The sequence below is a fragment of the Pseudaquabacterium inlustre genome, from assembly GCF_038066595.1.
GTDB classification, from domain to species: domain Bacteria; phylum Pseudomonadota; class Gammaproteobacteria; order Burkholderiales; family Burkholderiaceae_C; genus Pseudaquabacterium; species Pseudaquabacterium inlustre.
In genome coordinates this window covers 586,763-600,232 of sequence record NZ_JBBUTH010000004.1, presented here as the reverse complement: position 1 = coordinate 600,232, position 13,470 = coordinate 586,763, and the positions used below count along the sequence as shown (strand labels likewise).

Genomic DNA, 13,470 nt, shown 5'->3' with positions numbered 1-13,470 from the left:
CGCCCCAGCACCCGCCCGGCGGGTGGCCCTGTGTACTCGCGGGGCCGGGTGCCCCAGTTCAGACGGGGGTCGGTTCCGACTTGGTCTTGTCGCCCTTGTCGGTCTTCTTGTGCGGCTGGATGTCCAGCAGCACCTCGCCCTTGTCGTCCAGGTCCACCGTCAGGCGGCCACCATCCACCAGGCGGCCGAACAGCAGTTCGTCGGCCAGCGCGCGGCGGATCATGTCCTGGATCAGGCGCTGCATCGGACGCGCGCCCATCAGCGGATCGAAGCCCTTGGCGCCCAGGTGCTTGCGCAGCGTGTCGGTGAAGGTGACATCCACCTTCTTCTCGGCCAGCTGGCTTTCGAGCTGCAGCAGGAACTTGTCGACCACGCGCAGGATGATCTCCTCGTCCAGCGCGCGGAAGGACACGATGGCGTCCAGCCGGTTGCGGAACTCGGGCGTGAACAGGCGCTTGATGTCGCCCATCTCGTCACCGCTTTCGCGCTTGGTGGTGAAGCCGATGGTCGACTTCTGCATCGTCTCGGCGCCCGCGTTGGTGGTCATGATGATGATCACGTTGCGGAAGTCGGACTTGCGGCCGTTGTTGTCGGTCAGAGTGCCGTGGTCCATCACCTGCAGCAGCACGTTGAAGACATCCGGATGCGCCTTCTCGATCTCGTCGAGCAGCAGCACGCAGTGCGGCTTCTTGGTCACGGCCTCGGTCAACAGGCCGCCCTGGTCGAAGCCCACATAGCCCGGAGGCGCACCGATCAGGCGGCTGACCGCGTGGCGCTCCATGTACTCGGACATGTCGAAGCGGATCAGCTCGATGCCCAGGATGTAGGCCAGCTGCTTGGCCACCTCGGTCTTGCCGACGCCGGTGGGGCCGCTGAACAGGAAGGCGCCGATCGGCTTGTCAGGCTTGCCCAAGCCCGAGCGCGCCATCTTGATCGCGGCCGACAGGGCCTCGATCGACTTGTCCTGACCGAACACCACGCTCTTCAGGTCGCGCTCCAGGCTCTTGAGCTTGTCGCGGTCATCGCTCGACACGCTGGCCGGCGGGATGCGCGCGATCTTCGCGACGATCTCTTCGACCTCGTTGCGCGTGATGGTCTTCTTCTGCTTGCTCTTGGGCAGGATGCGCTGCGCGGCACCGGCCTCGTCGATCACGTCGATGGCCTTGTCGGGCAGGTGACGGTCGTTGATGTACTTGGCCGACAGCTCGGCCGCGGCCTGCAGCGCGCCCAGCGCGTACTTCACGCTGTGGTGCTCCTCGAAGCGGCTCTTCAGGCCCTTCAGGATCTCGACCGTCTGCTCCACCGAGGGCTCGACCACATCCACCTTCTGGAAGCGCCGCGACAGCGCCGCGTCCTTCTCGAAGATGCCACGGTACTCGGTGAAGGTGGTGGCGCCGATGCACTTCATCTGGCCGTTGCTGAGCGCCGGCTTGAGCAGGTTGCTGGCATCCAGCGTGCCGCCCGACGCGGCGCCCGCGCCGATCAGCGTGTGGATTTCGTCGATGAACAGCACCGCGTTCGGGTTGTCCTTCAACTGCTTGAGCACGCCCTTCAGGCGCTGCTCGAAATCGCCACGGTACTTGGTGCCGGCCAGCAGCGCGCCCATGTCCAGCGCGTAGACGTTGCTCTGGGCCAGCACCTCGGGCACATCGCCCTGGGTGATGCGCCAGGCCAGGCCCTCGGCGATGGCCGTCTTGCCCACGCCAGCCTCGCCCACCAGCAGCGGGTTGTTCTTGCGACGGCGGCACAGCACCTGGATCACCCGCTCGACCTCGGAATCACGGCCGATCAGCGGATCGATCTTGCCGTCCTTGGCCATCTGGTTCAGGTTCTGGGTGAACTGCTCCAGCGGCGAGCCCTTGCCGCCGCCCTCACCCGCCTCTTCCTTCTCGGCTTCCTGGCCAGCACCCGGCTCGCTGCTGCCCTTGGCAGGCTCCGGCGGCTCGCTCTTCTTGATGCCGTGGGCGATGTAGTTCACCACGTCCAGGCGCGTCACACCCTGCTGGTGCAGGTAATAGACCGCGTGCGAATCCTTCTCGCCGAAGATGGCCACCAGCACATTGGCGCCGGTGACTTCCTTCTTGCCCGAGCCGGTGCTCTGCACATGCATGATCGCGCGCTGGATCACGCGCTGGAAGCCCAGCGTCGGTTGGGTGTCCACCTCTTCGGTGCCACCCACCGTGGGCGTGTTTTCCTTGATGAACGTGGTCAGGCTCTTGCGCAGGTCATCGAGGTTGGCCGCGCAGGCCTTAAGCACGTCGGCAGCCGACGGGTTGTCCAGCAACGCCAGCAGCAGGTGCTCGACGGTGATGAACTCGTGGCGCTGCTGGCGCGCCTCGACGAACGCCATGTGCAGGCTGACTTCCAGTTCTTGCGCAATCATGCGGCCTCCATAATGCACTGCAGCGGATGCCCGGCGCGGCGCGCCGCGGCAAGCACGAGTTCGACCTTCGTGGCAGCGACGTCCTTGCTGAAGACGCCGCACACCCCCCGACCTTCGTGGTGGATCTTCAACATGATCAGCGTGGCCGCTTCGAGATCCAGCCTGAAGTATTGCTGCAAGACCATCACGACGAATTCCATCGGCGTGAAATCGTCGTTGAGCAGCACCACCTGATACATCCGCGGCGGCTTGGTGCGCGCGGATTTCCGCTCGGCCACCACGGCTCCAGCATCGTCACGACGAGGGGTGACGGGGGGCTGAATCGGTGGAATCGGCGGATCGTCCTGGGGCATGAAATCATTCTACTGAGTCACGCGGAAGGCCGTCGTGCTGTCAACCATGTTGCGTCAGACCGCGCGTTCGCAAGTCGCGAAAAGCGGGCGGACGCGGCCTTTCATGCCCGGGCCTGCCAGCACATGGCGTGCCTGCAAGCGCGCAGTCCCGCCGTGCCACGGTGCATCGCTGCCCCCGTACAAGGTGTGGGGAATCTCCGATTCGCTTCGCCTAGGGCTCCCGATTGACCGGCTTTTGTCGCACTCCAGACAATCTCTTCACCCTCATGTTGTGGGTGTTTTTGGGGAGTTTTCATGGCGACGGGGACAGTCAAGTGGTTCAATGATGCCAAGGGTTTCGGTTTCATCGAGCCCGAAAATGGCGGTGGCGATGTTTTCGCACATTTTTCCGCCATCGAAATGGACGGGTTTCGCACGCTGAAGCAAGGCAGCAAGGTCACTTTCGATCTGGTCGAAGGACCCAAGGGCAATCTGGCGCGAAACATCCGCACCGTGGTCACCCAGGAAGCCACCGCCTGATACTCGCGGCGCAATTTCCGCCATATCGCACGGGCCCGCCTTTCAGCGGGCCTTTGTTTTTGTGATCGCCCAACGGCGCACACCATGAAAAACCCCCGGGGCGCCAAGCGCCGCGGGGGTTGTGCCGTCTGGCCGCCGCCCTGCCGGGCCGCGGCGCGCGACATCACATGTGGTCGATCATCACCTGACCGAAGCCCGAGCACGACACCTGGGTCGCACCATCCATCAGGCGGGCAAAGTCGTACGTCACCTTCTTGCTGGCGATCGAGCGCTCCATCGAGGCGATGATCAAATCAGCGGCCTCGGTCCAGCCCATGTGGCGCAGCATCATTTCGGCCGACAGGATTTCGGAACCGGGGTTCACATAATCCTTGCCAGCGTACTTGGGCGCGGTGCCGTGGGTGGCTTCGAACATGGCCACCGAATCCGACAGGTTGGCACCCGGAGCGATGCCGATGCCACCGACCTGGGCGGCCAGCGCGTCGGAGACATAGTCGCCGTTCAGGTTCAGCGTGGCGATCACCGAGTATTCGACCGGGCGCAGCAGAATCTGCTGCAGGAAGGCGTCGGCGATCGAATCCTTGACCGTGATGTCCTTGCCGGTCTTGGGATTCTTGAACTTGCACCACGGGCCGCCGTCGATCGGCTCGGCGCCGAATTCCTTCTGCGCCAGCGCGTAGGCCCAGTCACGGAAGCCACCTTCGGTGAACTTCATGATGTTGCCCTTGTGCACGATGGTGACGCTGGGCTTGTCGTTGTCGATGGCGTACTGGATGGCCTTGCGCACCAGGCGCTCGGTGCCTTCGCGGCTGACCGGCTTGATGCCGATGCCCGAGGTCTCGGGGAAGCGGATCTTCTTGACGCCCATCTCGTCGATGAGGAACTTGATGACCTTCTTGGCCTTCTCACTCTCGGCTTCCCACTCGATGCCGGCGTAGATGTCTTCCGAGTTCTCGCGGAAGATGACCATGTTGGTCTTCTCGGGTTCCTTCAGCGGGCTGGGCACGCCCTTGAAGTACTGGATCGGGCGCAGGCAGACGTACAGGTCGAGTTCCTGGCGCAGCGCGACGTTCAGGCTGCGGATGCCACCGCCCACGGGCGTGGTCAGCGGGCCCTTGATCGACACCACGTACTCGCGCACGACGTCCAGCGTTTCTTGCGGCAGCCACACGTCGGGGCCGTAGACCTTGGTCGACTTCTCGCCGGCGTAGACCTCCATCCAATGGATCTTGCGCTTGCCACCGTAGCTCTTGGCCACCGCTGCATCGACCACCTTCAGCATCACCGGGGTGATGTCGAAGCCGGTGCCATCGCCCTCGATGTACGGAATGATCGGCTGGTCAGGAACGTTCAGCGAGGAGTCTGCATTGACCGTGATCTTCTGCCCACCCTCGGGCACCTTGATGTGCTGATACATGTGCTTGTGGCTCCGCGCGCCGCGCTCGATTGAGAGAACGTCAAATTCTAGGACACCAGGGCTGTCAACCGACTGACTGCAAGGGGCGTTACGTGGGGGCTGCCCCATCGAAGGGCAGCAATTTCAAACTTTCGAAAGGACTGAAAAATGAACAAGCTCCTGGCCGCCCTGATCGCCGCCGCCTTCGCCACCGCCGGCGCCTACGCTGCTGACGCCAAGAAGGAAGAGAAGAAGGCTGAGAAGCCCGCCGCCGCCGCTTCGGCTGCCAAGGCCGACGCCAAGGCTGAGAAGCCGGCTGCCGCCGCTTCGGCCAAGAAGTAATCCAGCTTCGGATTCGGCGGCCCTGGTGGCCGCCATCTGTTGCATGAAACGCCCGGCCCGTGCCGGGCGTTTTTCTTGGCGGATCGACCCGCGATCAAGCCCGGAACACCGGCAACCGGCTCGCGTCGTGACGCCATTCAACTGAAGCACCAGGCGGCCACCCGCATCCACAGGCCATGTCCCAGCGCCCAGGCCGACGCCAGCGCCAGTGACGCCCCCGCCAGCCGGACCGCCAGCGTCGGCGACAGCCAGCGCCGCCCCGCCCCTCCCGACAGCCGCCACCACAGGGCCGGGCCCAGCACCAGGCCCGCGGCCGATGCCGCGGCAAACACCGCCATCACCAGCGCGCCCTGCCAAGCGGTGTTGGCCAGCGACGACACCAGCAGCGCCGACTGCAACAGCCCGCACGGCCAGGCCACCCAGGCCAGACCCGCGCCGAACCGCCGGGCCGGTAAGCGCACGACCTGCCACGACTGGCCCCGGTGCTCGACCGCAGCCGGCCCACGCGCGCTGCCCAGCCGCTCCATCCAGGCCGGTTGCACGCCTCGCCACAGCAGGTACAGGCCGAGCCCCAGCGCCGCCACGTGCACCAGGGTCCACAGCGGCCGCAGCGCCCCGACCGCCTGCCCGAGCGCGGCCAGGCTGCCGACACTGGCGGCCGCGACAGCCCCGGCTACCGAATAGGCCAGCAGACGGCCGAGGTGAAACGGCAGCAGGCCGCGCCCGCCACCGCTGGCTGCGGCGCAGGCGGCGCCGCACATCGCCAGGCAATGCGGCGTGCCCGCCAGGCCCATCAGCAGCGCACTGAGCAGCAGGGCCTGGTTCATGACCAGCACGCGACGCCGCGCAAGCTGCGGCGGCTCAGATGATGCGCGAGAAGCGTTCGCGCACCTTGTCGGCGCGCAGGTGCTTGTCGAACACCATGGCCACCGCGCGCACGAAGTACCACCCGGTGGCGGTGACCTGCACGGCATCGGGCTCCAGCGTCACCAGCCCCATCTCCTGCAGTTCGGCGAGTTCGTCGAGCTCGGTGCGGAAGTAGTCGCGCATCTTGATCAGGTGGGCCAGTTCGATCGACTCGAACTCCACCCGGCCCTGGCACATCAGCGCCATGACCACGGCACGGCGCACCAGGTCGTCGCGGGTGAGCGCCAGACCGCGCACGATCGGGAACTGGCCCTGGCGCACCGCGTCGTAGTACTCGTCCAGCGTCTTGGCGTTCTGGCTGTAGGTGACCCCCATGCGCCCGATGGCCGACACGCCCAGGCCGATCAGGTCGCAATCGGGCTGCGTGCTGTAACCCTGGAAGTTGCGGTGCAGCCGCCCCTGGCGCTTGGCCGCGGCCAGCGAGTCGCTGGGCAGCGCGAAATGGTCCATGCCGATGTAGGTGTAGCCGTGGCCGATGAAGCCGGCGATGGCGCCGCCCAGCATCTGGATGCGGTGCTCGGGTGGCGGCAACTGCTCCACGATGATGCGGCGTTGCGGCTTGAACCGCTGTGGCAGGTGCGCATAGGCATACAGCGCGATGCGGTCGGGCCGCAGTTCGGCGATCTGTGCCACGGTGCGCGCGAAGGACTCGGGCGTCTGCCGGGGCAGGCCGTAGATCAGATCGGCGTTGATCGACTCGTAGCCCATCTCGCGCGCGGCCCGCATCAGGTCGCGCACCGACTCGTAGGACTGCACGCGGTGCACCGCCTGCTGCACGGCGGCGTCGAAGTCCTGCACTCCGAAGCTCAGCCGGTTGAAGCCCAGCGAGGCGAAGAACTTCAGTCGCTCGGGCGTGGCGGTGCGCGGATCGACCTCGATGGACACCTCGGCGCCCGGGGCGATGCGGAAGTTCTCGCGCAGCATCGCCATCAGCCCCGACAGTTCGTCGTCGCTCAGGAAGGTGGGCGTGCCCCCGCCCAGGTGCAGCTGCGACACCGCCTGCCCCTTGCCCAGCACCGCCACGTTCAACGCCACTTCCTGGGCCAGCACCTCCAGGTACTCGGCTGCCCGCTCGTGGTGCTTGGTGATGACCTTGTTGCAGGCGCAGTAGTAGCACACCGACTCGCAGAACGGGATGTGCAGGTACAGCGACAGCGGCGCCACACCCCCCACCGTGGCACCGGCCGCGCGTTGGGCCAGCGCTCCGGCATAGGCTTCGGGGCCGAACGCCTCGACGAAGCGGTCGGCGGTCGGGTAGGACGTGTAACGCGGGCCGGGGCGGTCGAGGCGGCGCAGCATGGCCTCGGTAAGCACGGGCACCTGATCGATGACGGATTGATCCATGCTCGCCACTGTGCCGACAGCCCCCGCGAATGGACTTGATCTGGCTCAAGTGGCGCTTTACACCCCGGGAAAACAATGGTCCCATTCTTGAGGCCGGTCAGACGACATTCGAGCCCTCCCCTGGGGGCTTGACCCAGGACAACCGCGAAGACGAACCCATAATGCCCGACATGAACACCGCTGCCGACGCCAACCGGATCCGCCCCGATGCCTTCAAGGTGGCCTGCTCTAGTTGCAACCTGCGCGAACTGTGCCTGCCGGTGGGCCTGACGCGCGAGAACCTCGACCGCCTGGACACCCTGGTGGCCACCCGCCGCACCGTGGAGCGTGGCGACACGCTGTTCCGTGCCGGCGACGAGTTCCAGTCGCTCTACGCCGTGCGCACCGGCTTCTTCAAGACCTGCGTGTCGTCGGAAGACGGCCGTGACCAGGTCACCGGTTTCCAGATGGCTGGCGAACTGCTGGGCCTGGACGGCATCAGCACCGACAACCACACCTGCGACGCGGTGGCGCTGGAGGACTCGCAGGTCTGCGTGATCCCCTACCGCCAGCTCGAGGATCTGTCGCGCGAGTTCAACGAACTGCAGCACCAGTTCCACAAGATCATGAGCCGCGAGATCGTGCGCGACCATGGCGTGATGCTGCTGCTGGGCAGCATGCGCGCGGAAGAGCGCTTGGCGGCCTTTCTGCTGAACCTGACGCAGCGCCTGAAGGCCCGCGGCTTCTCGGCCTCGGCGCTGATCCTGCGCATGACGCGCGAGGAGATCGGCAGCTACCTGGGCCTGAAGCTCGAGACGGTGAGCCGCACCTTCAGCAAGTTCCAGGACGATGGCATCCTGGAAGTGAAGCAGCGCCAGATCCGCATCATCGACCAGGACAAGCTGCACAGCCTGGTGAACGGCGCGGCCTGCTGAGGCGCACCGCGCACCGGCCGCCACTGCGGCCGTTCAAGCCGGCCAGCGGGAACGCGCGGCAGCGGCTTCGGCGCGATTGACCTCTTCGGCCGACTGCTGGAGCAATTGGGTCAGCGCACCGGCGGTGGCGATGACGCCCCAGAACACGAAGAACGCCAGCGTGTAGACACCGGCTGGCGCGATCTCGACTGGCGCACCGCCGAACCAGTGCAGTGTGGCCGGATCGACCACCGCGAACACCAGCATTTCCAGCACGCCGGCCATCAGGAAGGCCGGCCACAGGATGGCCAGCGCCCGCAGGGTGAAGCGCCCGGTGGACATGGGCTGCGCCGCCGCGGTCAGCGCGGTGCCGCGGTGGCGGCGTGGTTGCGGGCCTGCATGGCCGGCGTGTTGCCGGTCGGCTTGACTGGCACGGCGCGGGCCGAGGCGGTATCCACCAGCACCTCGTCGGCACCGCGGTAGGCCACGACGGCGGTGGCGATGCTGGCCACCACCACGGTGGCCGGACCGCCCAGCACCAGCCACATGACACCGGTGCGCCACCAGGGTGTGCGGGCGGCGTCGGCGGGGGCTCGGGACTTGGAAGCGCTCATGGCGTGTCTCCTGTGGCTGCGCGTCAGCGCGGCACGACAAAGGTGGATTTCTCGCTGATCGTCGCACCGTTCACCGGCTGGCCGCCGGCGCTGGCTTCGATCAGGCCGATCTCGAACTGGATCGGATGGGCGCCGGCACCGGCCTTCTGCGCGGCCTCGGGCGGGATCTGCACCGACAGCGTGACCCAGCGCGCCTCGGCAGGCGCCAGCGACAGCGGCGGCACCGGCCCCATGGCGATGCCGGGCAGGCCCTGCACGGCCATGCGGTAGCGCTGTGCATGCTCAGTGGCGTTCATGATCTGCAGGCGGTAGACGTTCTCGATCTTGCCATCCTCGACCATGCGCGCCAGCGAGGCGCGGTCACGCACCACATCCACACGGAACGGGTGGCGTAAGGCCAGCGCGACGAACAGCGCCACGATCACCAGGCCCAGGATGGCGGTGTAGACCAGCACCCGCGGCCGGAAGATGCGGCGCAGCTTCTGCGCCGGCGAGAGGTGCTGGGCCAGGCCGTTCTGGGTGTCGTAGCGCACCAGCCCCTTGGCGTAGCCCATCTTGCCCATCACGTCGTCGCACACGTCGACGCAGGCGGCGCAGCCGATGCACTCGTACTGCAGGCCCTTGCGGATGTCGATGCCGGTGGGGCACACCTGCACGCACAGGTTGCAGTCGATGCAGTCGCCGATGCCCAGCTTGCGCGGGTCGGCCTTCTTGCTGCGCGAACCGCGCGGCTCGCCGCGCTCGGTGTCGTAGCTGATGATCAGCGTGTCCTTGTCGAACATCGCGCTCTGGAAGCGCGCGTAAGGGCACATGTACTTGCACACCTGCTCGCGCATGAAGCCGGCGTTGCCGTAGGTGGCGAAACCGTAGAACAGCACCCAGAACCATTCCCAGGGCCCGAAGCCCAGCGTCATGGCCTCGGCGGCCAGCGTGCGGATGGGGGTGAAGTAGCCGACGAAGGTGAAGCCGGTCCACAGGCCCAGGATGATCCAGGCGGCCTGCTTGGCGGTCTTGCGCCAGAGCTTGTCGAAGCTCCAGGGCGCGTCGTCGAGACGCATGCGGGCGATGCGGTCGCCCTCGATCTTGCGCTCGATCCACATGTAGATTTCGGTGTACACGGTCTGCGGGCAGGCATAGCCGCACCACAGGCGCCCCGCCACCGCGGTGAACAGGAACAGCGCGTAGGCCGAGATGATCAGGATGGCCGTCAGGAAGATGAAGTCCTGCGGATACAGCACCAGCGGCCCGATGTAGAACCGCCGCGCGCCCAGGTCGAACAGCACGAGCTGGCGCGAATTCCAGCTCAGCCAGGGCACGCCATAGAACAGGATCTGGGTGAACCAGACCAGCGCCCAGCGCCACGAGACGAACAGCCCCGTGACGGCGCGCGGATAGATCTTCTTCTGCTTGACGTAGAGCGAGACCACCGCCGTGGCGGCGTCATCGGTCCCGGCTGGTTGGCCCGGGGCGGTGGTGGTGGTCTCGCTCATGCGGTGCTGCGCTGCTTACTTGGCCGCGACCGCGGTGCCTTGCGACAGGTTCCAGACATAGGCCGAGAGCACATGGATCTGCTCGGGCGTCAGGCGCTTCTGGAAGCTGGGCATGACGTTGGTCTTGCCGGCAGTGACCATCGCGGTGACGGCCTCCTCACCCCAGCCATGCAGCCAGACCTTGTCGGTCAGGTTCGGCGCACCCATGGCCTGGTTGCCCTTGCCGTCCGGGCCGTGGCAGGCGGCGCAGGCGGCGAACTTGGGCTTGCCCAGCTGGGCGGCCAGGTTGTTGTGCGGACTGCCCGACAGGCTGAGCACGTAGTTGGCCACGTTCTTCACGTCTTCGGGCGTGCCCACGGCGGCGGCCATCGGGGGCATCATGCCCTGGCGGCCTTCGGTCACCGTCTTGGCGATGTACTCGGGGCCGGTGCCGCCCAGCCAGTCGCCGTCGGTCAGGTTCGGGAAGCCCTTGCTGCCGCGGGCGTCCGAGCCGTGGCACTGCGCGCAGTTGTTGACGAACAGGCGCTCGCCGATGCCCATGGCCTGGGCGTCCTTGGCCAGTTCAGCGGCCGGCATGGCCTTGAACTTGTCGTAGACCGGCGCCATCGCGGCGTGGGCCTTCTGCTGCTCGTTCTCCCACTGGCCCGCACTGCTCCACTTGAAGGTGCCGGGGTTGGAGCCCAGGCCCGGGTAGAACGTGAGGTAGGCCGCGGCGAAGACCACGGTGATCACGAACAGCCACATCCACCAGCGCGGCAGCGGGTTGTTCAGTTCCTTCAGGTCTTCGTCCCAGATGTGGCCAGTGCTGTTGTCGTCAGCCATCGGCTTGCGCTTGCTGGCCACGATCAGCACGAAGACGCAGAAGATCAGGGAGAGGATCGTGAGGCCGGCCACGTACACCGACCAGCCCCCACTGATGAAGTCGCTCATTGATTGGCTCCTTGCGAACGCTGCGCAGGCTCAGGCGTCTCGTCGTCGGCGAAGGGCAGCTGGGCTGCCGCATCGAAGGCGTCGCGGCGGCGGCCCTTCCAGGCCCAGACCACGATGCCCAGGAAGACGAGCAACGAGATCAGCGTCATCGCGCTGCGCAGTGCGTTCAGTTCCATGGTTAGCGTCCGGTGAATGTCACTTGCGGGCGGTGCCCAGCACCTGCAGGTAGGCGATCAACGCCTCCATCTCGGTCTTGCCCTTGACGTCGTCGGCCGCCTTGGCGATCTCGTCGTCGGTGTAGGGCACGCCGACCGTGCGCAGGGCCTTCATGCGCGGCGCCATGCCGGCGGCGTCGACCGTGGCCGAGGTCAGCCAGGGATAGGCCGGCATGTTCGACTCGGGCACCACGTCACGCGGGTTGTTCAGGTGGATGCGATGCCACTCGTCGCTGTACTTGCCGCCCACGCGGTGCAGGTCGGGGCCGGTGCGCTTGCTGCCCCACTGGAACGGGTGGTCGTAGACGAATTCGCCGGCCACCGAGAACGGGCCGTAGCGCAGGGTCTCGGCGCGGAACGGACGGATCATCTGCGAGTGGCAGTTGTAGCAGCCCTCGCGGATGTACACGTCACGGCCGGCCAGCTGCAGCGCGTTGTAGGGCTTCAGGCCCTCCACCGGCTGGGTGGTCGAGCGCTGGAAGAACAGCGGCACGATCTCCACCAGACCGCCCACCGCCACGGTGAGCAGGATCAGCACGATCATCAGGAAGTTGCTGGTCTCGATCTTCTCGTGACCACTTGCGGCATGCGTTGCCATGGTGTTTTTCTCCTTGTGATCAGGCGTGGGCCGCAACCAGGGGGATCGGCGCCTGGACGACCTTGCCCGTCTGCACCGTCTTGATCACGTTCCACAGCATGATGAGCATGCCGCTCAGGTACAGCAGGCCACCGCCGACGCGGATCACGTAGAACGGATAGGTCGCCTTCACGCTCTCGACGAAGCTGTAGACCAGCGTGCCGTCGGGGTTGACCGCGCGCCACATCAGGCCCTGCATCACACCGGCGATCCACATCGCGGCGATGTAGAGCACGATGCCGATGGTGGCCACCCAGAAGTGCAGCTCGACGGCCTTGGTGCTGTACATCTGCTTCTTGCCGAACATGCGGGGAATCAGGTGGTACAGGCAGCCGATCGAGATCAGGCCCACCCAGCCCAGCGCACCGGAGTGCACGTGGCCGACGGTCCAGTCGGTGTAGTGGCTCAGGGCGTTGACGGTCTTGATGGACATCATCGGGCCCTCGAAGGTGGACATGCCGTAGAACGACAGGCTCACGATCAGGAACTTCAGCACCGGGTCGTCACGCAGCTTGTTCCAGGCACCCGACAGGGTCATGATGCCGTTGATCATGCCGCCCCAGCTGGGTGCCAGCAGGATCAGCGAGAACAGCATGCCCACGCTCTGCGCCCAGTCGGGCAGCGCGGTGTAGTGCAGGTGGTGGGGGCCCGCCCACATGTACGTGAAGATCAGCGCCCAGAAGTGCACGATCGACAGGCGGTAGCTGTAGACCGGACGGCCCGACTGCTTGGGGATGTAGTAGTACATCATCCCCAGGAAAGCGGCGGTCAGGAAGAAGCCCACGGCATTGTGGCCGTACCACCACTGGATCATGGCGTCCTGCACGCCGGCGTAGGCGCTGTAGCTCTTGGTCAGCGTGACCGGCACTTCGGCCGAGTTCACGATGTGCAGCAGGGCCACGGCGATGATGAACGCACCGAAGAACCAGTTGGCCACGTAGATGTGGCGCACCTTGCGCGTGCCCACGGTGCCGAAGAACACCACGGCATAGGCCACCCAGCAGATGGTGATGGCGATGTCGATCGGCCACTCCAGCTCGGCGTATTCCTTGCCGGTGGTGATGCCCAGCGGCAGCGTGATCACCGCCGAGACGATGACCAGGTTCCACAGCGCGAACGTGAACCAGGCCAGTGCCGGCAGGAACAGCTTGGTCTGACAGGTGCGCTGCACCACGTGGTAGCTGGTGGCGAACAGCACGCAGCCACCGAACGCGAAGATCACCGCGTTGGTGTGCAGCGGCCGCAGGCGGCCGTAGGTGATGTACGGGATGCCGAAGTTCAATTCGGGCCAGGCGAGCTGGGCGGCGATGATCACGCCCACCAGCATGCCGACGATGCCGTAGATCACAGCGACGAGGGCGAACGCTCGCACGACGCCATCGCTGTAGACCGGTGCGGCCGTTGTTGTGGAGTTACTTGCCATTGAC

The 13,470-nt window shown here is 66.1% G+C and carries 15 protein-coding genes; 3 read left to right on the top strand and 12 right to left on the bottom strand.

The genetic code is table 11. The annotated features are described in order from the left end of the window. Nucleotides 1–58: 58 nt before the first annotated feature. Complete coding sequence (gene clpA, locus AACH10_RS10665) at nt 59–2,383, bottom strand: ATP-dependent Clp protease ATP-binding subunit ClpA (protein WP_341410373.1); 2,325 nt, start codon at nt 2,381–2,383, stop codon at nt 59–61. Further along, nucleotides 2,380–2,736 carry an ATP-dependent Clp protease adapter ClpS gene (gene clpS, locus AACH10_RS10660; protein WP_341410372.1) on the bottom strand — a complete coding sequence of 119 codons (357 nt, stop codon included), beginning with the start codon at nt 2,734–2,736 and terminating at the stop codon, nt 2,380–2,382. Before clpS ends, clpA begins: the two co-directional genes overlap by 4 nt. Nucleotides 2,737–3,030: 294 nt before the next feature. Here clpS and AACH10_RS10655 point away from each other — a divergent pair, with 294 nt between their 5' ends. Further along, nucleotides 3,031–3,255 carry a cold-shock protein gene (locus AACH10_RS10655; protein WP_341410371.1) on the top strand — a complete coding sequence of 75 codons (225 nt, stop codon included), beginning with the start codon at nt 3,031–3,033 and terminating at the stop codon, nt 3,253–3,255. Nucleotides 3,256–3,418: 163 nt separating this feature from the next. Here AACH10_RS10655 and icd read toward each other — a convergent pair whose 3' ends face one another. Beyond that, entirely contained in the window at nt 3,419–4,672 is a 1,254-nt protein-coding gene (icd, locus tag AACH10_RS10650) for an NADP-dependent isocitrate dehydrogenase (RefSeq protein ID WP_341410370.1), read from the bottom strand. A 147-nt stretch (nt 4,673–4,819) separates the two neighbouring features. Here icd and AACH10_RS10645 point away from each other — a divergent pair, with 147 nt between their 5' ends. Continuing rightward, entirely contained in the window at nt 4,820–4,993 is a 174-nt protein-coding gene (locus tag AACH10_RS10645) for a hypothetical protein (protein WP_341410369.1), read from the top strand. Nucleotides 4,994–5,130: 137 nt separating this feature from the next. Here the strand turns inward: AACH10_RS10645 and AACH10_RS10640 are convergent, their stop codons facing one another. Beyond that, complete coding sequence (locus AACH10_RS10640; RefSeq protein WP_341410368.1) at nt 5,131–5,820, bottom strand: urease accessory protein UreH domain-containing protein; 690 nt, start codon at nt 5,818–5,820, stop codon at nt 5,131–5,133. 34 nt (nt 5,821–5,854) lie between these two features. Beyond that, complete coding sequence (gene hemN / locus AACH10_RS10635) at nt 5,855–7,264, bottom strand: oxygen-independent coproporphyrinogen III oxidase (protein ID WP_341410367.1); 1,410 nt, start codon at nt 7,262–7,264, stop codon at nt 5,855–5,857. 170 nt (nt 7,265–7,434) lie between these two features. Here hemN and fnr point away from each other — a divergent pair, with 170 nt between their 5' ends. Continuing rightward, nucleotides 7,435–8,178, top strand: a complete 744-nt coding sequence (fnr, locus tag AACH10_RS10630; RefSeq protein WP_341410366.1) for a fumarate/nitrate reduction transcriptional regulator Fnr — start codon at nt 7,435–7,437, stop codon at nt 8,176–8,178. 33 nt (nt 8,179–8,211) lie between these two features. Here fnr and AACH10_RS10625 read toward each other — a convergent pair whose 3' ends face one another. Genes AACH10_RS10625 through ccoN form a run of 7 tightly spaced genes read right to left on the bottom strand, consistent with a single transcriptional unit; the run spans nt 8,212 to nt 13,466 of the window. After that, nucleotides 8,212–8,499, bottom strand: a complete 288-nt coding sequence (locus tag AACH10_RS10625; protein ID WP_341410365.1) for a hypothetical protein — start codon at nt 8,497–8,499, stop codon at nt 8,212–8,214. 17 nt (nt 8,500–8,516) lie between these two features. Further along, nucleotides 8,517–8,771, bottom strand: coding sequence for a hypothetical protein (locus tag AACH10_RS10620; protein ID WP_341410364.1), 255 nt, complete (start codon nt 8,769–8,771; stop codon nt 8,517–8,519). Between the two features lie 23 nt (nt 8,772–8,794). Beyond that, nucleotides 8,795–10,261, bottom strand: coding sequence for a cytochrome c oxidase accessory protein CcoG (gene ccoG / locus AACH10_RS10615; RefSeq protein WP_341410363.1), 1,467 nt, complete (start codon nt 10,259–10,261; stop codon nt 8,795–8,797). Between the two features lie 15 nt (nt 10,262–10,276). Beyond that, on the bottom strand, nt 10,277–11,191 hold the full coding sequence (ccoP, locus tag AACH10_RS10610; RefSeq protein ID WP_341410362.1) for a cytochrome-c oxidase, cbb3-type subunit III: 915 nt from the start codon (nt 11,189–11,191) through the stop codon (nt 10,277–10,279). Beyond that, on the bottom strand, nt 11,188–11,367 hold the full coding sequence (locus AACH10_RS10605) for a cbb3-type cytochrome oxidase subunit 3 (RefSeq protein WP_341410361.1): 180 nt from the start codon (nt 11,365–11,367) through the stop codon (nt 11,188–11,190). The genes ccoP and AACH10_RS10605 overlap by 4 nt, the downstream gene beginning before the upstream one ends. A 19-nt stretch (nt 11,368–11,386) precedes the next feature. Then, nucleotides 11,387–12,004 (bottom strand): cytochrome-c oxidase, cbb3-type subunit II, encoded by a 618-nt coding sequence (ccoO, locus tag AACH10_RS10600; protein ID WP_341410360.1) that lies wholly within the window; start codon nt 12,002–12,004, stop codon nt 11,387–11,389. A 19-nt stretch (nt 12,005–12,023) separates the two neighbouring features. Next, nucleotides 12,024–13,466, bottom strand: a complete 1,443-nt coding sequence (gene ccoN / locus AACH10_RS10595; protein WP_341410359.1) for a cytochrome-c oxidase, cbb3-type subunit I — start codon at nt 13,464–13,466, stop codon at nt 12,024–12,026. Nucleotides 13,467–13,470 lie beyond the last annotated feature (4 nt).